We start from the raw sequence: 428 nt of genomic DNA, 5'->3' as shown, positions 1-428 counted from the left end.
GTCTGGAACAGCAATGGTATCGATATTGCTCGTTTGGTCAATACTCACAGAACTAATATAGATAAAGAAGGTACACATTCAAAATGGGATGTTCGTGCTGCTGATGGTACTGTAGAAAAATATGGTTTCAAATATTCTTACGAATTAGTTGGTTATCATAAAGGTAATAACGAAACTTCAGAAAGTGCTCATGCTGCATTGAAGGGTTCTGTTATTCGTCCTCAGATGACAAGTGGTGGTAAGCAGCAACCTTGGGGATTTACTCAGAATAAAGCTACAAAAGATCGTGAACCGTTGGTTCGTGTTATCTTGACTGATACTATTAGCGGAAAAATAGCTTCTGTTGGTTATTTAAAATTCAAGATTACCGATACTGCTAATCAGAATGAAGTTGTATTGACCCCGAATTTCCCATTTGCCAATGGTTA

At 37.4% G+C, this 428-nt stretch carries 1 protein-coding gene; it reads left to right on the top strand.

All coding sequences use genetic code 11. The features are described from left to right. A partial coding sequence (locus PZE06_RS26395) for a hypothetical protein (RefSeq protein ID WP_275792165.1) occupies positions 1-428 on the top strand: 428 nt, incomplete at both ends.

Source organism: Robertmurraya sp. DFI.2.37 (genome assembly GCF_029211245.1).
Lineage (GTDB): Bacteria > Bacillota > Bacilli > Bacillales > Cytobacillaceae > Robertmurraya > Robertmurraya methanolica_A.
Note: the sequence above shows the minus strand (reverse complement) of the source record. Positions and strands in the feature narration are given on the sequence as shown.